The organism is Vannielia sp. SX4 (genome assembly GCF_052828525.1).
Map to the genome: position 1 here is coordinate 660,502 of NZ_CM128247.1, position 20,966 is coordinate 681,467.

The 20,966-nt window shown below is 64.8% G+C and carries 20 protein-coding genes and 1 pseudogene; 6 read left to right on the top strand and 15 right to left on the bottom strand.

What is annotated here, in order from left to right:
• Positions 1-19: 19 nt before the first annotated feature.
• Entirely contained in the window at positions 20-472 is a 453-nt protein-coding gene (locus ACUXVX_RS03345; RefSeq protein ID WP_446310362.1) for a c-type cytochrome, read from the bottom strand.
• 124 nt (positions 473-596) lie between these two features.
• On the opposite strand from ACUXVX_RS03345, the gene ACUXVX_RS03350 reads away from it, so the two are divergent.
• Positions 597-857: a DUF1858 domain-containing protein gene (locus ACUXVX_RS03350; RefSeq protein ID WP_446310363.1), complete on the top strand. Its 261-nt coding sequence runs from the start codon at positions 597-599 to the stop codon at positions 855-857.
• Here ACUXVX_RS03350 and ACUXVX_RS03355 read toward each other — a convergent pair.
• Complete coding sequence (locus tag ACUXVX_RS03355) at positions 811-1,506, bottom strand: Crp/Fnr family transcriptional regulator (protein WP_446310364.1); 696 nt, start codon at positions 1,504-1,506, stop codon at positions 811-813. The two genes, ACUXVX_RS03350 and ACUXVX_RS03355, sit on opposite strands and share 47 nt — an antisense overlap.
• A gap of 100 nt (positions 1,507-1,606) precedes the next feature.
• Here ACUXVX_RS03355 and ACUXVX_RS03360 point away from each other — a divergent pair, with 100 nt between their 5' ends.
• Positions 1,607-2,035: a pseudoazurin gene (locus ACUXVX_RS03360; protein WP_446310365.1), complete on the top strand. Its 429-nt coding sequence runs from the start codon at positions 1,607-1,609 to the stop codon at positions 2,033-2,035.
• Positions 2,036-2,114: 79 nt separating this feature from the next.
• Complete coding sequence (locus tag ACUXVX_RS03365; RefSeq protein WP_446310366.1) at positions 2,115-3,314, top strand: NnrS family protein; 1,200 nt, start codon at positions 2,115-2,117, stop codon at positions 3,312-3,314.
• Between the two features lie 214 nt (positions 3,315-3,528).
• Here ACUXVX_RS03365 and ACUXVX_RS03370 read toward each other — a convergent pair whose 3' ends face one another.
• Positions 3,529-4,434 carry a LysR family transcriptional regulator gene (locus ACUXVX_RS03370; RefSeq protein ID WP_446310367.1) on the bottom strand — a complete coding sequence of 302 codons (906 nt, stop codon included), beginning with the start codon at positions 4,432-4,434 and terminating at the stop codon, positions 3,529-3,531.
• Positions 4,435-4,552: 118 nt separating this feature from the next.
• Here ACUXVX_RS03370 and ACUXVX_RS03375 point away from each other — a divergent pair, with 118 nt between their 5' ends.
• Both ACUXVX_RS03375 and ACUXVX_RS03380 read left to right on the top strand, forming a co-directional pair.
• Positions 4,553-4,786 (top strand): DUF2798 domain-containing protein, encoded by a 234-nt coding sequence (locus ACUXVX_RS03375; RefSeq protein WP_446310368.1) that lies wholly within the window; start codon positions 4,553-4,555, stop codon positions 4,784-4,786.
• 12 nt (positions 4,787-4,798) lie between these two features.
• The gene (locus ACUXVX_RS03380) at positions 4,799-6,181 is read left to right on the top strand and encodes an MFS transporter (protein WP_446310369.1); all 1,383 of its coding nucleotides are present in this window, start codon (positions 4,799-4,801) and stop codon (positions 6,179-6,181) included.
• A 1,822-nt stretch (positions 6,182-8,003) separates the two neighbouring features.
• Here the strand turns inward: ACUXVX_RS03380 and ACUXVX_RS03385 are convergent.
• The 7 genes from ACUXVX_RS03385 to ACUXVX_RS03415 form a co-directional block, all read right to left on the bottom strand.
• A complete protein-coding gene (locus ACUXVX_RS03385) occupies positions 8,004-8,291 on the bottom strand; it encodes a copper-binding protein (RefSeq protein ID WP_222495954.1) in 288 nt (95 codons plus the stop codon).
• A gap of 20 nt (positions 8,292-8,311) precedes the next feature.
• Positions 8,312-8,794, bottom strand: a complete 483-nt coding sequence (locus ACUXVX_RS03390; protein ID WP_446310370.1) for a cupredoxin domain-containing protein — start codon at positions 8,792-8,794, stop codon at positions 8,312-8,314.
• 30 nt (positions 8,795-8,824) lie between these two features.
• Entirely contained in the window at positions 8,825-10,189 is a 1,365-nt protein-coding gene (locus ACUXVX_RS03395; RefSeq protein WP_222495952.1) for a multicopper oxidase family protein, read from the bottom strand.
• Entirely contained in the window at positions 10,186-11,601 is a 1,416-nt protein-coding gene (locus ACUXVX_RS03400; protein ID WP_446310371.1) for a TolC family protein, read from the bottom strand. Before ACUXVX_RS03400 ends, ACUXVX_RS03395 begins: the two co-directional genes overlap by 4 nt.
• A gap of 787 nt (positions 11,602-12,388) precedes the next feature.
• Positions 12,389-12,823: a c-type cytochrome gene (locus ACUXVX_RS03405; RefSeq protein WP_446310372.1), complete on the bottom strand. Its 435-nt coding sequence runs from the start codon at positions 12,821-12,823 to the stop codon at positions 12,389-12,391.
• A gap of 39 nt (positions 12,824-12,862) precedes the next feature.
• Positions 12,863-14,257, bottom strand: a complete 1,395-nt coding sequence (locus ACUXVX_RS03410) for a multicopper oxidase family protein (RefSeq protein WP_446310373.1) — start codon at positions 14,255-14,257, stop codon at positions 12,863-12,865.
• A gap of 1 nt (position 14,258) precedes the next feature.
• Complete coding sequence (locus ACUXVX_RS03415) at positions 14,259-14,693, bottom strand: c-type cytochrome (RefSeq protein ID WP_446310374.1); 435 nt, start codon at positions 14,691-14,693, stop codon at positions 14,259-14,261.
• A gap of 542 nt (positions 14,694-15,235) precedes the next feature.
• Here ACUXVX_RS03415 and ACUXVX_RS03420 point away from each other — a divergent pair.
• A pseudogene (locus ACUXVX_RS03420) lies at positions 15,236-15,673 on the top strand (DUF305 domain-containing protein); the annotation flags it as partial.
• Positions 15,674-15,716: 43 nt separating this feature from the next.
• On the opposite strand, the gene ACUXVX_RS03425 reads toward ACUXVX_RS03420, so the two are convergent.
• The 5 genes from ACUXVX_RS03425 to ACUXVX_RS03445 all read right to left on the bottom strand — a co-directional run bounded on the left by ACUXVX_RS03425 (position 15,717) and on the right by ACUXVX_RS03445 (position 20,870).
• Positions 15,717-18,185, bottom strand: a complete 2,469-nt coding sequence (locus ACUXVX_RS03425) for a heavy metal translocating P-type ATPase (RefSeq protein ID WP_446310375.1) — start codon at positions 18,183-18,185, stop codon at positions 15,717-15,719.
• Positions 18,186-18,249: 64 nt separating this feature from the next.
• A complete protein-coding gene (locus ACUXVX_RS03430; RefSeq protein ID WP_446310376.1) occupies positions 18,250-18,894 on the bottom strand; it encodes a Crp/Fnr family transcriptional regulator in 645 nt (214 codons plus the stop codon).
• Positions 18,895-19,143: 249 nt separating this feature from the next.
• The gene (locus ACUXVX_RS03435; RefSeq protein WP_446310377.1) at positions 19,144-19,467 is read right to left on the bottom strand and encodes a hypothetical protein; all 324 of its coding nucleotides are present in this window, start codon (positions 19,465-19,467) and stop codon (positions 19,144-19,146) included.
• 177 nt (positions 19,468-19,644) lie between these two features.
• Positions 19,645-20,058: an XRE family transcriptional regulator gene (locus ACUXVX_RS03440; RefSeq protein ID WP_446310378.1), complete on the bottom strand. Its 414-nt coding sequence runs from the start codon at positions 20,056-20,058 to the stop codon at positions 19,645-19,647.
• 317 nt (positions 20,059-20,375) lie between these two features.
• Positions 20,376-20,870, bottom strand: coding sequence for a hypothetical protein (locus ACUXVX_RS03445; RefSeq protein WP_222495943.1), 495 nt, complete (start codon positions 20,868-20,870; stop codon positions 20,376-20,378).
• Positions 20,871-20,966 lie beyond the last annotated feature (96 nt).

The window sequence follows — 20,966 nt, forward strand, 5'->3', positions numbered from 1 at the left end:
TTTTCTCCTGTCGCTGGACTCAGCCCGCGTCGTTCGGTGGCCAGTTCTGGGTGTCGGTCTGATCGGCCCAGCGGAGGAATTCTGCGAGCGCGCGCATCTCCTCCTCGGTGATCTCGAAAAAGGGCATCTGGCGGCGGCCCTCGATGCCGGAGGGCTGGGCCTTCATCCAGCCGTCGAGAATTTCGTAGGCCAGCTCGGGATCGTCCAGCGCACCCCAGCGGGTCATGACGTTGCCCAGCTCGGGGGCGAAATAGGCGCCCTCGCCGTGCAGCGTGTGGCAGTTGATGCAAGAGTGGCGCTCCCACACATGCTTGCCGTGGCGCACCTCGTCGCTCAGCTCCATGTTGGCGGTGGAGGTTTGCACGATGTGACGGTGGCTCTGCACCGTCATGGCCACGAACACGACCACGAAGAAAATCGATCCCCCGTAGAACACGTTCCTAGCCCGCGATTTGGTTAGGATTTCTGACATGTCGCGGTCCTGTCGGATTGTTTCACATGCAAGAGATCTACCGGCGCGGGAATGACCGCATATTGCGGAAGCGCAAAGAAGCGGGCGAAAGCCGGGCGCAGGCTGGAGCCGGAAAGGACCCGCAATGCGCCGCCGCCCGGATTTCGACAACCCCGACCTGCCGCTCTCGGAGCTCTTCGCGGCCTGGCCCGAGATGGTGGCGGTATTTCTTGACCGAAAGATGCTATGCCCCGGCTGCCCGATCGCGCCGTTTCACACCCTCACCGATGCCTGTCTGGAGTATGATCTGGACGAAGATGCGTTTTGCGCCGAGCTGGAGCGGCGCGCGGGGCCCGGCTTCAGCCCTGAGCGCCGCTCAGCTCCACGAGCGCGTGCGGATCGGTGACGGTGATATGCTTGCGCGTCGATTCCACGATCCCGTCCTTCTGCCAGGCCGAGAGCAGCCGGCTCACCGTGTGCAGCGTAGTGCCCGTCATGTCCGAGATGTTCTGGCGGGTCACCGGAAAGGCAATCTCGATGCCCTCGGGCACCTTGCGGCCACTCTGCGTGACCATCCGCAGCAGCGCGCAGGCCACCCGCTTTTCCACCGCCTGCGTGGCCATCTCCGTCAGCGTCTCCTGGATCTGCCCCAGCCGCTGCCCGAGCGTCTTGTAGGTTTCGGAGGCGAAGCCCGGATAATTCGCGATGAAATCAGGCCACAGTCGCACCGGCCACGACAGCGCGATGCTCTCGGCGGTGGCGATGGAGGTGGCCGGGTAGGTGTCGCGCTGGAGCGCCGGGGCAATGCCGAAGAGCTGGCCCGGCGAGATGTGCAGCACGATGATCTGGTCGCCGCCCGGCGTGGTGCGCACCACCCGCAGGTAGCCGTCGAGCAGCAGGTAGAAGCGGTCCGCGGCCTCCCCCTCGCGAAAAATCTCGGTGCCCTCCTCGTAACGGCGCGATACGGCCGCATTGAGGATCTCGCGGATCTGCCCGCGCTCCAGCAGCGAGAAGGGCGGCAGGCCGGTCAGCAGGCTTTCATCGAGTTTCGGCACTTTCGCTCGCCAAGTTTGTTCCGGAGCAACGTTCGCTTCGGAGACTTAGTGCAAAATCTCCCCAACCGAAACAAGCGGATACGCATGAAAGGAAAGTCCGATGTTTGCAAAGATGATGCTCGCCGGTGCCCTCGCCCTCGCCGCGGGAGCGGGCTGGGCCGAGACCCACGAGGTGAAGATGCTGAACAAGGGCGAGGAAGGGGCGATGGTCTTCGAACCCGCCTATGTGCAGGCCGCGCCCGGCGATGTGGTGAAGTTCATCCCCACCGACAAGGGCCACAACGTCGAGAGCATCGAGGGCATGCTCCCCGAGGGCGTTGAAGGCTTCAAGACCAAGAACAACGAGGAATTCGAGCTGACCGTCGATGCCGAGGGCCTCTACGGCATCAAATGCACCCCGCATTACGCCATGGGCATGATCGCCCTGCTGCAGGTCGGCGCGGCGGTGAACCTCGATGAGGCCTCCGCCGTGCAACACAAAGGCAAGGCGAAAGGCCGGATGGCTGATCTCTTCGCCCGGGTCGAGTAGTCCCAGTTTCCTTCAAGCTCGACCGCCGGGCGGACCTTTGGGGGCCGCCCGTTACCGTTTCAATCCCGGAGTGCCGCCCATGCATCCCGCAACCTCCTATCGCGGCCCAGCCCTCTTTTCCTACGGGTTCCGACCCTTCTTCCTTGCCGCCACGCTCTTCGCGCTTGGCGTGATCCCGCTCTGGTGGCTGGTCTGGACGGGCCGGGTTTCGCTGGCCTCTGCCCTCACGCCCACCGACTGGCACATCCACGAAATGGTCTATGGCTATGGCGGCGCGGTGGTGGCGGGCTTCCTCTTCACCGCCGTGCCCAACTGGACAGGACGGCTGCCCACGCGCGGCTGGCCCCTGGCGGCGCTGCTGGCACTCTGGCTGGCCGGGAGGCTTGCGGTGGCCGGTCTCTTCCACCTCGGCGCGCTGGCCACCGCCCTTGTCGACCAGGCGTTTCTGCTCGCCGTCGCCGCCATGATCGCGAGGGAGATCGTGGCCGGAAGGAACTGGCGCAACCTGAAGGTCCTGGTGCCCGTCAGCCTGCTCTGGCTCGCCAACATCGCCTACCACGCCGAGGCCGCCCTCACCGGCACCGCCTGGCACGGCCACCGCGCGGGCATCGCCCTGCTGATCTTCCTCATTCTTCTGATCGGCGGACGCATCGTGCCCAGCTTCACCCGCAACTGGCTGGTGCAGCGTGGCGCCACCGCCCTGCCGGTGCCGTTTATTCGCTTCGATGCCGTGTCCCTGGCCTCGGGCGCACTTGCCCTCTTGGCCTGGGTCGCCGTGCCGGATGCGCTGGCGACAGCCGTGCTCTGCGCCGTCGCCGCCGCGTTCCACCTGATCCGCCTCGCCCGCTGGTGCGGCCACACCACCTGGCGCTCGCCGCTTCTGCTGATGCTGCACCTGGCCTATCTCTTCGTGCCCCTCGGCCTCGCCGCGGCCTCCGCCGCCGCGTTGGCCCTCGCCACCGAGGCCGCCGCGACCCACCTCTTCGGGATCGGTGCCATCGGCGGCATGACAGTCGCCGTGATGATGCGCGCCACCATGGGCCACACTGGACGACCTCTCGCCGCAGGTCCTTTCCTGACCGCCGCCTTCACCCTGACTCTCCTAGCCGGCTTCTTCCGGGTCGCGGCCGGTTGGCTCCAAGGCGGCCTCGCGCTCTCCGCGCTCCTTTGGACGGTCGCCTTCACCTTGCTGGCCATCCGGCTCGCCCCGATGCTGGCGCGTCCGAAGACCGCCCGTCGGCAAGCCTCAACCCCGGCGCCGGGTGGGCCGAAGACCTGAGCCATTGCGGCACATACAGGCAGTTTTGTGTCCCCCAGATCTGCCGGCACCGAAACGCATCAGGATGGTCTTGACTCGGAGTTTCTAGGACTTTGACGGGATCTACCGACCGGCGGCACTCAAGCCTTTCCTCATCGGGAGTCGAACGCGTTCATGATCGACCGTTATGTCGCAACTCGAACTGTGCAACCGGCTGCTGTCCAGGAGCGACACGTCACTCTTCTTTGCCCGCCAGGGCCACAGCGCAGGCCCGGCGCAGGCACTGTCGCAACCACCGGTGTCCCAGGTCTCCGTCAATCCGCGGATGCCAGAGCATCGAGACGGTGAAGCCGGGGAGCGGGAACGGTAGCCCGAAGCTCATCATGTCGCGGCGGAGTCCGAGCGTATGACGTTCCGGAATGGTGGCGACAAGGTCAGTAGCGCGCGCCAGGGCCAAGGCCGTCGCGAAGCCGCCCGCCACGGCACGCACGCGCCGATCTGCCCCTGCTTCGCTGGCTGCACGATCGATCTCATCACTGTGAAGCCCCCGACGCTCGACCTGGATGTGCGCAGCCGCAGCGTAGATCTTGTTCGGATCATCAAACTGCGCCAGGGGGTGACCGGGGCGCACAACGCCAATCCAGCGATCATCGAAGAGCGGATAGGCGCGCAGTTCGGGGGCGGTTCCGGCATCGATCACTCCGGTCTCGAGGTCGACCGCGCCGTCGCGCAGGGGCGCGCTGTCCTTGTCCTCCTTCAGGGTGAAGGCCAGCGTCACCCCCGGCGCCTCTGCACCAACGATCTCCAACAGCGCCGGTCCGAAGCTCTCGGCAAAGCCCTCGGTGCAGCGCAGGGTGAAGCGTCGCGCCAACCGGGCGAGATCGAGCTGCGCCGCAGGCCGTAGCACCTCCCGGGCCCCGTCGACGAGCTCGCCAACCCTCTCGCGCAGCTCCATCGCGCGCGGCGTCGGCACGAGGCCCCGGCCAGCGCGCACGAGCAGCGGGTCTCCGGTGACCTCCCGCAGCCGCGCCAGCGCGCGGCTCATTGCGGAGGGGCTCAGACCGAGGCGCCGCGCCGCTCCGGCCACGCTGCCTTCCGCCAGCAGTGCATCGAGCGTGATCAGCAGGTTCAGGTCCGGCATCGCATCCTCCCTCGGAGATATGGCGTCTGATGCAACAATAGAGTGCAAATGCTGCGCCTTCCGCATTCCACCTGCAAGCGCGAGATAGCGGCCAGTTCACACAACTGGAGTTCCTCCCATGCCTGCCCGCTTCGCCCCGGCCCTCTTCGGGCTGATCCTCTCCGGGATGATGTCGCTCATCGTGTCCGGCATCGCCACCCTCCGGGCCGCGCCCCTCGACGGCATCCTCTCGGCCTGGCTCGGGGCCTGGCTCATCTCCTGGGCCATCGCCTTCCCGGTGGTCCTGGTCGTTGCGCCCCTCGCGCGCCGCCTGATCGGCCTGCTCGTCGCCGCCCCGACGACGCAGCGCTGAGGAGGGCGCGAGATGCACCTGATCGTGAGGCATCCTCTTGTCGCGCTGTCCCTCGCCGCGCTGCTGCCAGCGCTGGGGACCAGCATCGCCAACGTGGCGCTCCCCGACACGGCGCGCGCCTTTGCCGCGCCGCTGGTCGAGGTGCAGTGGGTCGTCGTCGGCTACCTTGTCGCGGTGACGAGCCTGGTCGTCACGGCCGGTCGGCTGGGCGACCTCTTCGGCCGCAGACGCGTGCTCCTCACCGGCACCGCGCTCTTCGGTCTCGCCTCCGCAGGCGGCGTGCTGGCCACCGGGCTGTGGAGCCTCGTGGCTCTGCGCGCGCTGCAGGGTGTAGGAGCGGCCGCAATGATGGCCCTGACGCTGGCCATGGCCGGTGATCTCATCCCGAAGGCACGCAGCGGTCGAGCCTTCGGCCTTCTGGCCACGGTCTCTGCCCTGGGCACCGCGCTCGGTCCGTCACTCGGCGGTATCCTGGTTGAGGCCTGGGGCTGGCGGGCGGTCTTTGCCGCCATGGCGCTGGCGGCCGGCTTCGCTTTCGCGGTCTTGGCGGCTGTGCTGCCGGGCGATCGGACCGGGAGCGCATCCCGGCCGAGGCTCGATCTTCCCGGTATCGTGCTGCTCTCGTCAGGCCTTGCCCTCGCAGCCTTTACCGCCTCGCGCCTTGGCTACGGCAACCAGGTGGTGGTGGCCGGGCTCGGCCTTCTGGCCTTTGCCCTGTTGCTGGCCTTTGTCCGTGTCGAGCTGCGCGCCACAGCGCCGCTGGTCGACCTGAGCCTGCTGACCAACGCCAGGCTCTTGCCCGGCCTCCTGCAGATGATGCTTGTCTCCATGATCGTGATGACCACGCTCGTCGTTGGCCCGTTCTACCTGAGCCGGGGTCTTTGTCTTGATCCGGTCGCCACCGGCCTCCTGATGAGCGTGGGGCCCGGTGTGGTGGCCCTGATCGGCGTGCCCGCCGGACGGCTCGTGGATCGTTTCGGGACAGAACGTCTCGTCCTCTGGGGCCTGGGTGCCGCGACCATCGGTTCGCTCGGCATGGTTGTCCTGCCGAACGCCCTCGGTGCCTCGGGCTACGCGATGAGCCTCGCCACCCTGACCGCCGGCTACGGCATCTTCCAGACGGCCAACGGCAAGGCCCTGCTCGCGGGCGCTCCGGCCGACCGGCGCGGCACGACCTCGGGCTTGCTGGCGCTGGCCCGGAACATCGGATTGATCACCGGCGCAGCCGCGATGGGACCGGTCTATGCGCTGGGAAGCCGGGGGCTGCCTGAGATCGCCTTGGCACCGGGCGCAGGCAGCGGTCTCATGTTCGTCTTCGCGGTCACTACGGCTGCGGCTATCCTAGCGCTGATGCTCTCGTCAGTAAGCAGGCGACACGCTGACGTTCCGGGTTGACCGGAGAGGACGACCGCCCTGCGCGAAGCAGCCCCTCCGGGCCTGCCGAGCAAGCTAGGATCAATCTGTTCGCTCGCCGGTTGCCTTCTGAGGCCCAGGGTCGCGCGCCCCGGCACGTGTCGACACCTCTTTCGGCACGCTGTCGGCCCGCCAAGGCCACGGAGCGGGTCACCAGAGGGCCTTCTCGGTGCTCCTCGCCACCACCCTAGTCAAAGAGCGGGCTTGCGTTCTACGGGCCGTTTTTGGGCCTCCGGTTCGGAGGTGCTTTCGCAATGCGCCGCGCCGGGGTCAGGCGAGCCCGGGGCAGCACCCAGGGACCAAGCACATGCCCCCCCACCCCCGGGGATGTTGGCTCGTAAACCGGATCTCTAGGGCCGCACGCCAGATTTCTCTCCCCGGCCTCGGTCACCGCATCCGGCGACGCCTGGTGGCGCATCCCTGACACGAGGGCAAAAAGTGCAGAAACGCCTTCTTCAAAACCGGGACAGGAACTGAACTGAGCGGTTTAGATTCTACCGGAAGATGTAGGAGACCGGGGACGCAATCTATGCTAGAATAAGAGCCGTCGATCGTAATAGTATATATATACCTAGTAGGTGTATTTATACTTACGAAAAATTCTGCCTCTGAACCATCATCCATGGAAGATCTGCTCCGGCCGCCGAGAGGGTGCGTCGCGGCAAAAAGAGAGGCAGAGGTGGTTCCGGCTTTCACCAAGGCGCTCATGCCTCGAAGGTCGCGGACTCAGGCCCTTCGCTGCAGCAACTAAGAGAGTGCGCCTTGGCTTCACAGCCTCTGCTGATTGCTGTCTTCGTCGTTGCCCGCATACCAACCCGCCGGCGGGCCATCGTGTTGTTGCTGTGTTGCGGGGAAGGTCTGGCTCGCTGCTCTAGGCGTCCACCCAGCCCGGTCTGCTGATCTCGCTTGTCACTAGGCCTGCGCTCTTAGGCCTAGGGCTCGATTAGAGCGTCACCAGATGCGTTCCGCAGTGCTGCCCTGTGTCACGCATCGTCGCAGAGAGCGGATCTGGTCTGGCGAGCTCCTTTGCGAACCGGGCGTTGTTGTGTGCTTCATGATCGCTTCTGCTCTGGACCGGCAGGCTGGTGCGCCACCGGCACCGGGGTCATCATGAGAGAGGCCGCTGCAAGACTGAGGAACGAGGCCTCACACCCTTCGGTCCGCCCCAAGGCATGTTGCAGGCCTTCAAGGTCCTGAAGCTGGAACTCCGGGAGCGGAAGGCAGGGATTTGTGCGCGGCCCAGGTTGTTACTGAACACGTCCCGGAATTTAAACGCCTGCCTACCGCCCGGGCACCCTTGCTAAGCAACGACCTGGCGCTCCCGGTTCGACACTCTATGCCGTCATCGATGCCTGAAACCCCAAAGCGCTTCTTCTGCAGCATACTAGATCTAGATGCAGCACGACAATTCGTAATGGCTCCAAGGAAGCTTTCCGGCCGGAATTCGACATCCTTAACCATCACGAAACTCCTCATTTTTGCCTGTATGGTGTTTCGCGTTGGGTTTGGTGAGGTTTTTGGGCCCCGAGCCAACAAAAATTGGAGCTTCCGGTCCGCATGGCGGGTGATGGTGGGTTGCCGATGTTTACCTGATGCGCCGAAAAGGTTTCCCACTAAAATGCTCAGGTAAACATAAATGTTTCCCTCGATGTTTACCTCTCAGGTCTCGCGCAACCCCGAAAGTTGCCCCGGGAAACCCGCCACAGGCACTTCGCCTCGATCCACGCCGGGAGCACGCCAATCTACATCTTGTGTGTCCCGATAACGTCGCTGCGCGCCGGTCACCCGGCGCGCAGCCGTCACCTCACTCGACTTCGAGCTCGGTCACAGTTAGCTTGCCGTTCACCCGATCCGCCAGGAAGCGGATCTCGGTGCCCTCGCTCAGGCCGTCGAGCATCGCTGCATCGGCGACGACGAAGACCATTTTCATGGCGGGCATGTCGAGGGTTTCCAGCGGGCCGTGGTCGATGGTCAACTTGTTCCATTGGCTGTCGACCTTGGTGACGATGCCGGTGGCCATCGGGTGATCACCCTCGGCGAAGGCGGTGGTGGCGGCGAGCACGATTGCTGCGGTGATGGATGCGAGTTTCATGTGAGGTTTCTCCGTCAGGTTCAGTTGATGGTCAGGGGGCCGTGCATCCCGGCCTCGTAGTGGCCGGGCAGGAGGCAGGCGAACTCGAAGGTGCCGGCCTCGCCGAAGGTCCAGATGATCTCTGCTTCCTCGCCGGGCTCGAGCCGGACGGCGTTGGGATCGTCGTGTTCCATCTCCGGAAACTTCTCCATGAGCGCCTTGTGCTCGGCATTGGCTTCGGCGGTGTCCATGACGAACTCGTGCACTTCCTCGCCTTCGTTGACGATGACGAGGCGGACGGTCTCCCCAGCCGAGAAACTCAGTTCCTTCTGGTCGAAGATGTAGACATTCTCGGCTTCGTAATCCTCCGTCATGACCACCTTGACGGTGCGCGTGGCTTGGCCGTGACCGGGCTCTCCGAGCATCATCTTGTGGCCGCCTCCGTGGGTGCCGTCGGCCATGGCCGAGAGGGGTGCCAGGGCGCTGGCCAGAACGAGGGCGAGGGTTGGTCGTATGGTCTTCATGAGCATATCTCCTTGTTGCTGCTCTTGGGGTCAGCCCCGGCGGACATGGCCGCGCGGGGGGATTTGGGTTTCAGGGCCAGTCTTGCTGGCGTGGTCCGGCAAGCTGCCGGTCCATTCCCAGGCCTGGGTGCCGGGAGGGTTCTCAAACCAGCCGGGGTCGGAATAGTCGCCGGGTGCGATGCCTTCGCGGACCTTCACCACAGAGAACATGCCGCCCATCTCAAGCGGCCCGTGCGGCCCCCAGCCGGCCATCATCGGCACGGTGTTGTCGGGGATCTCCATCGACATTTCGCCCATGTCGGCCATGCCGGCGGTGCCCATCGGCATGTAGCCGGGCTGCTGGCGCCGGATCATGCCGGTGAGACGCCGTTTGTCGGCGCCGATGAAGGTGGGAATCTCGTGTCCCATCGCGTTCATCGTGTGGTGCGACTTATGGCAGTGGATTGCCCAATCGCCCTCGTGCACGGCGTCGAACTCATAGGCGCGCATCGCGCCCACCGGGATGTCGATGCTGACCTCCGGCCAGCGCGCGCTTTCCGGCACCCAGCCGCCATCGGTGCATGTGACGTGGAAGTCGTAACCATGCATGTGGATGGGGTGGTTGGTCATCGTGAGGTTACCGCAGCGCACGCGCACCCTGTCGCCCTTGGACACCACCAGAGGGTCGATGTCGGGGAAGATCCGACTGTTCCACGTCCAGAGATTGAAGTCTGTCATCTCCATGATCCGCGGCACGGCCGTGCCCGGATCGATGTCGTAGGCGGCGAGGAGGAAGGCGAAGTCGCGGTCGACCGGCATGAAGGCCGGATCGCGCGGATGGACGATGAACAGGCCCATCATGCCCATTGCCATTTGCACCATCTCATCGGCATGCGGGTGATACATAAAGGTGCCCGACTTCGTCAGATCGAACTCGTAGACGAAGGTCTTGCCGGGAGGGATGCCGGGGTGGGAAAGGCCGCCGACGCCGTCCATCCCGGACGGCAGGATCAGCCCGTGCCAGTGCACGCTGGTGTGCTCGGGCAGGCGGTTGGTGACGTAGATTCGCACGCGCTCACCTTCGACCGCCTCGATGGTGGGTCCGGTGGACTGGCCGTTGTAGCCCCATAGCCTGGCAATCATGCCATCTGCCATGATCCGCTCGACGGGCTCCGCGACGAGGTGAAACTCCTTCACGTCACCGTTCATCCGCCACGGCAGCGACCAGCCGTTGAGGGTGACGACCGGGTTGTAGTCAAACCGATCCGTCGGCCGTGGCGGGACCTGGGTGTAGGGGCTGTCGGTGAAGGCGGCCTCAGGAAGGTCGCGGAAGCGCGTTTCGGCGTTTCCCGCCTTGGCAAGGATGGCGCCTGCGCCTGCGGTCAGGCCCGCCCCGAGAAGCTGTCTGCGGTTCATTCTTCTTCTCCTTCTTCATCACCACCTACGCCGGGGGCACTGCCCCAGATCGCGGCGGTCACTTCGGTTTCGGCGAGCCAGTAGTCGCGCTTCGCCTCCGCGGCGCCGAGCTGCGCCTCAAGTCCGTCTCGTGCGTCTTCCAGAAGCTCAAATGTGGAGGAGATCATGCCGTTGTAGGTCTTGAGTGCCTCCGTATCGATGGTGCGGCGGAGCGGCAGGACAGCATCGCGCCAGTGCCGTGCCACGGCATGCTTGCCGGTGACCGCCATATGAGCCATGCGTGCGTCGGCCCGGGCATCTGTGGCGGTCTGGGCGAGGCTGTTGGCCGCCTTGAGATAGGTCAGCGCGCCGCGCCGCGAGGTAAGCTTGGAGGTGTCGTAGAGCGGGATCTCGAACTCGACTTCGAGCACCGGGCTCACCTCGGTCTCGCCGCCCTCGCGCTCCACCTCGGCGCCGGCCATGATGGCCACATCCGATACCGCCCTGGTCTGACCCTTGAGGCGGTAATCTGCGGCGATGGCCTCCAGCTCGAGGCGGCCGGAGGCCAGATCGAGCCGGTTCTGCAGGGCGAGGCGCTCGATGTCGTTGCGCGAGCGCGGAGTGCCCGGCAGGCCGGGGAGGGCGTCAGGGACGTAGAAGGTGACCTGCCCAAGCGAGACACCCAACAGTCGCGCGAGACGCTCCTTGGCGAGTTGCGCCTCGAGCCGCGCGTCGGCCAGTTCGGCAGCGACCTCGGCGGTGAAGGCATGTTCGCGGGCCTGATCGGCGGCACCGAGCGCGCCGGTGCGCCCGAGCTCTGTGGCCAGCTCGGAGGCGGCATTGGCCGCGTTCTGGGTGCGGGCCGTCAGACTTGCGGCCTCGAAGGCCGCGACTGCCTCGATCCAGGCGCGCCTGGTTTCGACGGCAAGGGCGATGGTCTCGCCGGCGGCCGCGAGCTGGGCCTGCCGAAAGTGCAACTCGGCGACCTTTGTCCGCGGCTTTGCCGTGACGGCATCGAGCACTGCAGTGAGCAGGGTGGCCTCAAGTGTCCGGGACACGTCTCCAGCCAAGCCGGATACGGAAACGCCCACGCTCGGGACCGGCCCGAGAGCAGTTTCCCATACATCAGCAGCCGCGAGCCCTAGCTCCGCGTAGGAAGCCTGAAGCCCCCGATTGTTCAACAGCGCCACCTTGACGGCCGTTTCCGCGCTGATGGTCTTGCCGGACAAGAGGCCTTTGCTCTGCGCCTCGGCAGCGGCGATCTCAGCGGTGCTCAGCTGCCAGGCCGGGGTGCCGACGTTGGCCTTCCCCGTCTGGGCCTGCACGGCAGCAAACCCTGCCCTCGGCGCGCTGACGCGCCCGATAGTGGCCGTGTCGGCGCAGGCCGCTAGCAGCCCGAGCACCGCGACGGGTGCAATCACTCTGACTTTCATGTTCAGTTCCCCGTCTGTGCGTCGTTGACGCCGCGCCAGTCTTCAGGCGGGCGGACCCGGTAGCCTGCCCAGCCGACTGTGGGGCCCGAAGGAGCGGGGGTAGCGACAGCGGTCGAGCCTGTCAGCTCGGCGCCTGCAGGTAGGGGCTCAAGAGGCGCACAGGCCGCAAGAGCGAGCGGCACGAGGGCCGCAAAGGACTTTTTCATGGATAGTTTTTCCGCGCTTGTTTGTGATCATTCCGGGCCGCTCCGTTGAGCTGGCCCATTACAAGGAATGATCAGGCGCGCGGAGGCCTGCGGAGCCCTTCTGGTGCGGATTGATCCACCAGTGAACCTGTAAGCACTGCCTGTTCGGTGCCGAGGAGGGTTAGCGATGCGGTCGCGCCGTGCTGAGCGACGGACACGCCCACCACGCAAGAGTGGCTGGCGCAATGCCCCTCGGGGTGCGTGTGCGTGCTGCCGGAAGTGTCCGCGGCTTCTGTGTGGGCGGTATCACCATGTGACGCGCCATGACCGTGCGCCTCCGCGCTCACCTGGAGAGAGGTATCCGGCGTATCACAGGCGATCATCACAGTGGCATTGGCCGGTGTCAGGAGGACTGACATCGCGACAAGAGCCACGAGGCAAGCTGCCAAAAATGTCCGCGCCAAATCGTTCATACCCATGCCATACCTTTCCACCCTTTTACCGGCAACTCTCAATCCCGTGAGCGGCCACAACAGACCGCAAAGGTGCAAAAACGCGGCAGATTTCATCGGCCTAGTTGCGCGGCCACAGGGAACCACCGCTCACTCTCTGTAGACCTCGTGGCAACCGCTGCAGGCTGCCGAGACGGCCTTCATCGCAGGTCGAAGGTCGGCAGGATCAGAGATGCTCCCTGACAGCTCGGCTGTGCTCCGTTCCAGCCTCAGAGCTTGCTGCTCGAAATCATCAAACTCTTCCCAGACCAGCGGCAATGTCTCCGACTTCGGATCCTGCGCTTCGGTCTCAAAGAGTGCAGGAATCGACTCCGCTTCATCCGAGATGGCCTGGAGTGCCGCATTTGCGGCCGCTGCGTCGAACGCAGCCTCGCCTTTCATCATCCGGCCGATGACCTTCACTTGATCGGCGAGGGCGGTCATCCCCTCCATCCGGGCAAGCACGTCCTTGTTCTTCACCCCGCCATGGGCCAGCGCGGTGGTTCCAATGGCGATCAGGGCGATTGCGATCTTGTATGTCTGCATCCTGTTGTCCTTTTGCTTGATTGCGTGTGGGTTGCGGCCTCAGGCGACCTCGATCCAGGTGGTCATCCCCGAGGCGGCGTGATTGAGCATGTGGCAGTGGAACAGCCACTTGCCGGGGTTGTCGGCGGTGAAGGCAATGTCGAGCGGTTGGTCGGGCAGGCTGAGCACCGTATCCCGCATTGGACCGAAGCCGCCGTCCTGACGCACCTCGCGAAAGTGCATGCCATGCAGGTGCATCGCATGCGGGAAGGCGGTGTCGTTGGTGATCTTCATCCGCACCGTCTCGCCGCGCGACAGGCTGGCGAAGGGGCGTTCGGCCATGCCGACCTGTCCGGCGAGTGACCAGAACTGACCGCGTTGCACGAGATCGCGAAACCCGAGATCGGCGCCCTCGAAGCGCGCACTGCGAAGTCCGCCCATGGCCCCGCCCGCCATAGGCATGTCGAGCAATCGCGCTCCTGTCAGGTTGGGCAGCTCCATTCCGGGGTTGGGTGGAAGCGCAGACGGAGCGGGACGCCGGGTGGCAGTGGAAGCGCCAACCACGGGGAAGAGCGCCTGAGGGCGCCCGCTCTCGTCATCATCAATCCGGAGAAGGGCCGCCGTCTCCCCGACGCCCGCCGTGACATCGACGATGAGGTCGATCCGTTGCGCCGGGGCGAGGACAAGCTCACTGGTGACCTGCTCCGGTTGAAGCAAGGGCATGCCATCCAGCCCAACCGTCCAGCCGGTCAGGCCGTCCAGCCGCAGCCCGAAGATGCGCGCCGTGGCGCCGTTGATGAGGCGCAGCCGGATCCGCTCGTGCCGTCGCACTTCGCTGGAAAAGTTGAAGCGCCCGTTGGTGCCGATCAGGTTGCCGAACCGGCCGCCATGGCTGCGCAGCATCGGATGGTCGAACGGCTCCTGGAACGCCCCCGTCTCGGGGTCCAGAAGCCAGTCCGATAGCAGCAGCACTTCATCGCGGTCGATGTCGGGTGGCGTCGCCTCGTCCACGATCAAAGCGCCTGCGAGGCCGCGGGTGACCTGTTCGCTGGAGTTGGTGTGGGCGTGATACCAGTAGGTGCCCGCGTCCGGCAGGTCGAAGGCGTAATCGAACTGTCCACCGGGTGGGACCGGATCCTGCGTGAGCCCGGCGACGCCGTCCATCGCGTTGTCGATCCTGATGCCGTGCCAATGGATCGACGTCGGCACAGGAAGGCGGTTTTCGAGCCGCCTCACAAGGCGGCTCCCCTGGGGCTGTCGCAGCACCGGACCCGGAAGCTGGCCATCGTAGGTCCAGGCTTGGGTCGGGCCATAGCCCTCCGGCGCGAGTTGCAGCTCAGTTACCTCGGTGCTGAGCAACTCCGGCCCGGCAGCACGTGCCGGACGGGCCACGGCAATGCCTGAGGCGGCGATCCCGGCGCAGAAGCCGCGACGCGTCAACCTGCGACTGCGCATTTCATTCAATCCCGTTGGCACGTTGGAGTTCGCGAACATAGTCGACGATCGAGAGCACATCGGCTCGCGTCAGGCCGTGTTGCATGGGCATGTCGCCGAACGGCCAATGGTGGGCGCGGACGCCTTGCTGCACTGCGATGATGAAAGCCATGTCGCCATGATGAGACGGCTCGTAGATCTTGTGCACCAGAGGCGGCCCAGAGCCCATCTTTCCAGACGCATTTTCACCATGGCAGGCCGCGCACGTCGCATCGAAGGCGCGTTGGCCCAAGGCAGCCTCTGGCGACAATTCGGCGGGCACGGTGACTTCGACGATGGGGGCGCCTGGCGCAGGATCAGCGAGGTTAGCCGTGTCTTCCTCGTTCGAAGCCAGCAGATACCACACGCTACCTGCAACTATGGCGGCCGCTGCAGCAACCGGGAGGAGTTTGTTCATATTTAGTGTCCTGAGAGGCGCGATTGTTGGTCGCGCAGTAACGCTGTGCAGGCCGAAATGGCCTGCTTTGCAGTTTCGTCAGGATTAAAGGCGTGGTGGCGGGAGATCCGTCTGGGGCGCGTGCGAAGGTCCCGTGACGCTGTCGGTCACTCGACCGGTCGACCCGGCGAGTTGCATGGGGGTCGGCGCCGCTGTCGAGCCCGTCAAATTGGCAGTGACTCCGTGGCTGCCATGATGGCATTGATGCTCTCCGCTGCCTTCGACGTCGGCCGACAGCCACGCGCAGTCAGCGCACTCAACCCCATGTGCCATGTCGTGCGCATCGGCCGGGCTCGGCAGAGCCACGAGGCCCACCACCATAAGTGCCAACGCGATCAGGAAATGCCGCACGAACTTGCCTCCTTCAGGCCTCGTATCATGCGGACCGTGCACGCTCGGGTCAACCTCTGCTGGGGTCTGAGCGCAGACGAGGTCGGGTAGTCGGTGAACCGATCCATTCGGTTCGACGTTGGGCTCCCGCAACAAGAAAGGAGCCGCGCCCAATGTCCTACGCAAGATTCGCCGCGATGATCGCCACGTCCACCGTGATCATGTTCGGTCTGATGTATCTCAATACCTACGCATTCGACCACGTCACCTTTTCTGAAACCCGGCTCTACATGGCGCTGCTGATGGGGGCGGTGATGGCCATTGTCATGCTTGCCTTCATGCTGTCGATGTATCGCAGCAAAGCCGCCAACATCGCGATTTTCGCCGGAGCGGCGAGCGTCTTCGCGCTGTCGCTCTGGTTGGTTCGGTCGCAGACGACCGTCGACGATGTCAGCTACATGCGCGCAATGATCCCGCACCACTCGATTGCCATTATGACGTCCGGCCGCGCCAACCTCTCCGATCCGCGCGTTCGGGAACTGGCCGACGGCATCATCGAAGCGCAAGAGCGGGAGATCGCAGAGATGAAGGCGCTGATCGAGGATCTGGAGGGCGAGCAGGCGGGGGAGTGACCGCCGCCTGCCGCAGGGCCTGTCAGAGGCGCGTCGCACGCAGGCGCAGCGCGTTGCCGATGACCGAGACGGAGGACAGACTCATCGCCGCCGCCGCCACGATGGGCGAGAGCAGCACGCCCATCAGCGGGTAGAGCACCCCGGCCGCGAGCGGCACGCCGGCGGTGTTGTAGACGAAGGCGAAGAACAGGTTCTGGCGGATATTACGCATCGTCGCCTCGGCCAGCCGCCGGGCGCGCACGATGCCGCCCAAATCTCCCTTGACCAGCGTGATACCTGCGCTCTCCACCGCCACGTCAGCGCCGGTGCCCATGGCGATGCCCACGTCGGCCTCGGCCAGGGCAGGTGCGTCGTTCACACCGTCGCCGGCCATGGCAACGGAGAAGCCCTCTTCCTTTAGGCGGCGCACCAAGGCGTTCTTGTCCTCGGGGCTCACCTCGGCATGGACCTCGTCGATGCCGAGCTTGCCTGCCACGGCCTGGGCGGTGGCCTCGGCATCGCCGGTCGCCATGATGATCCGAAGCCCGAGGTCGTGCAGGGCCGCGATGGCCTCGGGGGTGGTCTCCTTAATCCGGTCGGCCACAGCCACCAGCCCAGCGAGCTTTTCATCGACGACCACGAACATCGCGGTCTTGCCTTCGTGTTGAAGAGCTTTGGCCCTGTCAGCCAGCGCGCCGGGCTCGGCACCGAGATCGGCCAGCATTGCCGCGTTGCCCAGGGCGACCCGGCGGCCATCGACCGTGCCGGTCACGCCCTTGCCGGTGATCGCCTCGAAGTCGCTGCTGGCGAGGCGTTCGGCCCCGCGCTCTTCGGCCCCGGTAACGATCGCCTCAGCCAGCGGGTGCTCGGAGCCGCGCTCCAGCGCCGCCGCCAGCGCGAGGATCTCGCCCTCTGACGCACCCTCGGCCCCCTCCACGTCGGTCAGGGTCGGCTTGCCCTCGGTCAGCGTGCCGGTCTTGTCGACGATCAGCGCGGTGACCTTGGCAAAGCGTTCCAATGCCTCGGCGTCGCGGATCAGCACGCCCGCATTCGCGCCGCGCCCGGTGGCCACCATGATCGACATGGGCGTGGCCAGACCCAGCGCACAGGGACAAGCGATGATCAGCACCGAGACGGCGGCCACGAAGGCATAGGAGAGGGCCGGCGAGGGGCCGAGCATCCACCAGGCCAGAAAGGCCAGCAGGGCGGCGGCCACGACGGCGGGCACGAACCAGGCCGAGACCCGGTCAGCCATCGCCTGGATCGGTGCACGCGAGCGCTGCGCGGAGGCGACCATGCGCACGATCCGCGCGAGCGTAGTGTCCTCGCCCACGCCCTGTGCCTCCATCAGGAAGCTTCCGGTCTTGTTCAGCGTGCCGCCCGTCACCTCTTCGCCCACGACCTTCTCCACAGGCACCGGTTCTCCGGTGAGCATGCTTTCATCGACGGACGAGCGGCCCTCGGTCACCACCCCATCAACCGGCACCGCTTCGCCGGGGCGGACCCGGAGGATGTCGCCGGTCGTCAGCGCGTCGAGTGGCACGTCTTCTTCCTTGTCGCCGTTCACCCGGCGCGCAGTCTTGGGCGCGAGGTCCATCAGGGCGCGGATCGCGTCGCCGGTGCGTTCGCGGGCCGCAAGTTCCATGACCTGCCCCACCAGCACCAGCACCAGGATCACTGCGGTTGCCTCGAAATAGACCGGCGCCATACCCATGTCGTCGCGCACCTGCTCGGGAAGCAGGCCGGGAGCCAGCAGGGAGACGGTGGAAAACACATAGGCCGCTCCAGTGCCGAGGGCGATCAGGGTCCACATGTTGGGCGAACGGTTGACGATCGAGGCCCAACCTCGCTTGAAGAACGGGCGACAGATCCAGACCACGGGCGTTGCGAGTGCGAACTGCACCCAGCCGAAGGCGCCATGGCCGATCCAGTCGGCGAAGGGCAGGCCGAGATGCGCGCCCATCTCCAGCACGAAGACGGCCAGCGCCAGCGGTCCGGCGATCCACAGCCTGTGCTTGAAGTCCACGAGCTCGGGGTTGGGGCCGGAGTCGGCGCTCGGTGTCATCGGCTCAAGGGCCATGCCGCACTTGGGGCAGTCGCCCGGATGATCCTGCACGATCTCGGGGTGCATGGGGCAGGTGTATTGCGTGCCTTCCGGCATGGCCGCAGGCGGCGGGCGGTCACCGAGGTAGGTCTCCGGCTCCGCCTCGAACGTCTCCTGGCACCGCGCCGAGCAGAAGTAGAATCTCTGCCCCTCGTGTTTTGCCATATGCGCGGCACTCGCGCGCTCCACCGTCATGCCGCAGACAGGGTCCTTGGCTGTGCGATAGGCCTCCGGGTCTGCGACGAACTTGGCGCGGCAGCCCTCGGAGCAGAAATGGTAGCTGTGGCCGTCGTGCTCCGCCCTGGGCTTCCCGGCTGCGGGATCGACCGTCATGCCGCAGACCGGGTCGCGGGTAACGGCCTCGCGGTCGTGGTCATGGCCTTGAGCGTGTGTGTGAGGGCTGTCCATGGTGAGTCCCTTCCGGTGGACTTGCTGATGAACAGGACATGTAGTCCTTCCAGTCACTGGAAGGTCAAGAGGGAGCTTCGCTGCCCTTTTTTCGCTCGTTTAGAGCCAGCCACACGACACCGCGCGCCGGGCGCTCGACCTTTCCTGAGGCCTCCAGTGAACTCACCGCGCGGTATGTCGCTTCGGGGCTCGCGCCGATCTCGCGGGCGATGTCGACCATTCGCAGATCAGCGGGTAAATGCCCGTGGGGATCCGCCAGTTCGCTCAAACGAGCCAGCAGCCGTTCCGTTAGCGGCGTGATTGAGCGCAGTTCCACAAGGCGCCGTGCATCGCGAAGAGCCATCGAGAGATGCCGGACCAGGGTCATAGCGAGGTCCGGCGTTCCTTGACAGGCGGCGCGAACCGCGCCCAGGTCAAAGGCAATTGCCTGCAGGGGCTGGGTAGCGACCGCGTCACAGTGATAGGCCTCCGAGAAGAGAGAAGCCTCGGCAACCACCTCTCCTGCTAGAGCCGAGTGGAGCCGCACTGCGCTGCCCGCAGCGGTCCTCCGCATCAGATCCACCTGTCCGGACTCGATCGCGTAGAGCCAGCTCGGGCGGTCGCCTTGTCGAAAGAGCAAGGCGCCGTCCTTCAGAGCCACCATCCGAGCGGCTGAGTCGGGGATCGAAGCGCGAAGGGTCTCAAGAAAAGACGACATGATCCCGATCATATCCCGGTGTCGCGACCGGAGATAGCTTGGGCATCCATGATGACAGGGAGATCCGCCATGAGGCTGCCAGCCACCGTTCTCGTTCTTCTACTTGCCAGCGCTCCGACTACGGCACAGATTAGCCATGACCACGCCATGCCATCCGCACCTTCGCTGCCCGGAGATGACGTGTTCGGTGCGATCGCGGAGATCGTGGCTATCCTCGCCGCGGATCCGGACACCGACTGGAGCCTCGTCAACCTCGACGATTTACGCGAGCACCTTCTCGACATGGAGACAGTGGCGCGCGGCCCGCAACCGGAACAGCGCCTCATTGCGACCGGCATCGAGATAGACGTGCCGCGATCTCTCGCTTCCGTTGGACGCCTCGTGAGCGCTCATGCGCCTGTCCTCGAGAATGAAACCGGTTGGTCCTCGCGAGTCATAGAGGACAGCGACGGTCTCATCTGGCGGGTTGAAGCCGAGGCAGCCGGAGATGTGCCCCGAGTTCACGCCCTCGGCTTTCTCGGACTTCTGGCTACGGGCGCTCACCACCAAGCGCATCATCTCGCAATGGCTAAGGGTGACGCTCATCACTGAGCGACGCAGTTGATCTTCCACCGCTCAAGATCGCCAGCCGCAACGCCTGCACAGCCGCTAGTGTCGGCTCCTTTACATCACCCCCGTAGAGATCGCGCAGAAACGTCAGCCACGCGATCTCAGCCGGGGAGAGGTCTGTCGATGTATCGGGGAGTTTAAAGGTGCTCATTTCTACACTCCGAAGATTGCGCGGAGAGCCGCCCGCGAGCGGCTTGTCAGCCGGGGGTCGCTGTGATTGGAGGCTTCACGGATCTCTCTGACCCACTCCTGCTCGTTCAAGCTCACGACGGTGCCGAGGACATCGTCGATCGCGGCGCTGCTCGTCTCGAGGCCCTCCTGCTCAAGTGCGAGCCGAAGGAGCAGCCGCGGATCAATCTCGAGCGCCGCGGCAAGCGCCGGCACGCGGTCCAAGGCGAGCTTGGAGGCGCCGGACTTGATCATCGAGAGCATATTCACGTTTCGGAAGCCTGCTTCGAGCGCGATGTCACGCTGTGATTTCTTAGGCTTTAGCTTCAGGATCTGCCGGTCGAGCAACTGAGCGAGCCGGGAATGTTCGTAAGGGGTGCGTTTCAAGGTCTTATCCAACGTAGCCGTCGCACGCTGCGACGTTTCATGCATTCTCTATAGCGACGGCTACATTGGGGGTGCGGTGGGTATGCCTATGACCAAAATATATACTCACTCAACTCGGCCTTCGGCCTCGTCTCGCTCCGTCGAGCCTCCCTCCGGTCGGCTCGAGCTGGCTTAAGCGAAGACGTTTGAGTCAGTCGGGCGAGTATTCGATTCTACAAATACATCAGACTGCCGCTGGTTTCTTCCAGCAGCAGCACGTCCGATAGATTGCCGGCTTTCAAGTGCAACGCTAACAGCCCGCGGCGTTCCCTGCGGTCTCTCGCGTTCGATCACCTGTTCCGAAACTCGCTCCAGACGATGAAGTTGCTGAAGCTTTCGGCGGACCAAAGCTCCTTAGTAACATAGTCGATAACACCCGGAGAATCAAATACTTTCACATCGGCATCTCCCGCGGGAATCAAGCGTTTCCACGTCGTCTTACACCGGATTTCAAAGCCGCTCTGGCGATGGGCGACACCAGATGACTGGGGGCTATCGAGTTGCACGATGAGGTGCCAGTGCGGGTTGACGTGCGCTTTCTCCAAGAACGCGAACCATACCATACGTTCGTCAGGACGCTCGACCCATTTAGAGCCGATGAGGAAGCGGTTCATCTTGGCGTCCCACTTTTTAAGCCGGTGTCGCATCGCGTGCTCTGAGAGCGAGTTATGGTTTGTTGCCAGCGTGACGAAGTAGTGAAATTCGAACTCGCGCAACCGGCGTGCAAGTTCCTTTTTCGAGAGATAGCGTGAGGCGTTGGTGTCGTAGGGAGAATGGTAGGTCATGATATCGCTGTGTCCGTGGAGGTTGAGCGGCGGACGCAAGCCGCCGTGTATGCAGCTATAGCGAGGCAACTCACGGGATGCGTTTACTCGTTCGGG

Excerpts from the sequence above, each read along its gene's own strand:
- ACUXVX_RS03405 (WP_446310372.1), bottom strand. The coding sequence starts at position 12,823 with ATGCAGACATACAAGATCGCAATCGCCCTGATCGCCATTGGAACCACC.
- ACUXVX_RS03385 (WP_222495954.1), bottom strand. The coding sequence starts at position 8,291 with ATGAAACTCGCATCCATCACCGCAGCAATCGTGCTCGCCGCCACCACC.
- ACUXVX_RS03380 (WP_446310369.1), top strand. The coding sequence starts at position 4,799 with ATGCACCTGATCGTGAGGCATCCTCTTGTCGCGCTGTCCCTCGCCGCG.
- ACUXVX_RS03425 (WP_446310375.1), bottom strand. The coding sequence starts at position 18,185 with ATGGACAGCCCTCACACACACGCTCAAGGCCATGACCACGACCGCGAG.
- ACUXVX_RS03370 (WP_446310367.1), bottom strand. The coding sequence starts at position 4,434 with ATGCCGGACCTGAACCTGCTGATCACGCTCGATGCACTGCTGGCGGAA.
- ACUXVX_RS03345 (WP_446310362.1), bottom strand. The coding sequence starts at position 472 with ATGTCAGAAATCCTAACCAAATCGCGGGCTAGGAACGTGTTCTACGGG.
- ACUXVX_RS03390 (WP_446310370.1), bottom strand. The coding sequence starts at position 8,794 with ATGAAGACCATACGACCAACCCTCGCCCTCGTTCTGGCCAGCGCCCTG.
- ACUXVX_RS03395 (WP_222495952.1), bottom strand. The coding sequence starts at position 10,189 with ATGAACCGCAGACAGCTTCTCGGGGCGGGCCTGACCGCAGGCGCAGGC.
- ACUXVX_RS03435 (WP_446310377.1), bottom strand. The coding sequence starts at position 19,467 with ATGAGCGTCACCCTTAGCCATTGCGAGATGATGCGCTTGGTGGTGAGC.
- ACUXVX_RS03350 (WP_446310363.1), top strand. The coding sequence starts at position 597 with ATGCGCCGCCGCCCGGATTTCGACAACCCCGACCTGCCGCTCTCGGAG.
- ACUXVX_RS03365 (WP_446310366.1), top strand. The coding sequence starts at position 2,115 with ATGCATCCCGCAACCTCCTATCGCGGCCCAGCCCTCTTTTCCTACGGG.
- ACUXVX_RS03415 (WP_446310374.1), bottom strand. The coding sequence starts at position 14,693 with ATGAACAAACTCCTCCCGGTTGCTGCAGCGGCCGCCATAGTTGCAGGT.
- ACUXVX_RS03400 (WP_446310371.1), bottom strand. The coding sequence starts at position 11,601 with ATGAAAGTCAGAGTGATTGCACCCGTCGCGGTGCTCGGGCTGCTAGCG.
- ACUXVX_RS03410 (WP_446310373.1), bottom strand. The coding sequence starts at position 14,257 with ATGCGCAGTCGCAGGTTGACGCGTCGCGGCTTCTGCGCCGGGATCGCC.
- ACUXVX_RS03375 (WP_446310368.1), top strand. The coding sequence starts at position 4,553 with ATGCCTGCCCGCTTCGCCCCGGCCCTCTTCGGGCTGATCCTCTCCGGG.
- ACUXVX_RS03445 (WP_222495943.1), bottom strand. The coding sequence starts at position 20,870 with ATGACCTACCATTCTCCCTACGACACCAACGCCTCACGCTATCTCTCG.
- ACUXVX_RS03360 (WP_446310365.1), top strand. The coding sequence starts at position 1,607 with ATGTTTGCAAAGATGATGCTCGCCGGTGCCCTCGCCCTCGCCGCGGGA.
- ACUXVX_RS03430 (WP_446310376.1), bottom strand. The coding sequence starts at position 18,894 with ATGATCGGGATCATGTCGTCTTTTCTTGAGACCCTTCGCGCTTCGATC.